1 protein-coding gene is annotated in these 538 nt (G+C 41.1%); it reads left to right on the top strand.

Annotated elements, in window-relative coordinates; genetic code table 11:
- Positions 1-13: 13 nt before the first annotated feature.
- Positions 14-538 (top strand): hypothetical protein (locus N1032_RS27455; protein WP_259543888.1); only part of this gene is annotated, 525 nt, incomplete at its 3' end.

The raw sequence follows: 538 nt of genomic DNA, 5'->3' as shown, positions 1-538 counted from the left end.
CTCAATATACGGCATGAGTGTAACCGATATCGTGCGAGAGGAAACAGAGTATATTGATGATGAATGGAAATCAACGCCTCAAAATATCGAGGAAGAAATTTCCAACTACAACTCGTCACGAAATAGAACTCTGTATTATGCGTGGGGCATTTGGGTAACGGCTTATGCGCGGCGTAATTTATGGTCTGCGATTTTCGCGCTCAAAGAAGACTATATTTATGCTGATACTGATAGCGTGAAGTATTTTAATAAAGAGAAACACGCGGCATATTTTGAGGAGTATAATGTAGACGTGACTAATAAACTCCTGACTATGGCTAAACACCAGAAGTTAGACCCTAAATTACTTTCGCCTAAAACGGTTGAAGGAATTGAAAAGCCGATGGGTGTTTGGGAATGGGAGGGTGATTATACTCACTTCAAAACATTAGGCGCTAAACGATACCTGACTAAAACAGGGGATTACTATTCGCTGACCGTAGCAGGCTTGCCGAAATCAGCGGGTATGAAATATCTGAAAGAACAGGGTGAAAATGAT

Source organism: Herbiconiux daphne, from assembly GCF_024979295.1.
GTDB classification, from domain to species: domain Bacteria; phylum Actinomycetota; class Actinomycetes; order Actinomycetales; family Microbacteriaceae; genus Herbiconiux; species Herbiconiux daphnes.
This window is presented reverse-complemented; position numbering and strand designations above follow the sequence as displayed.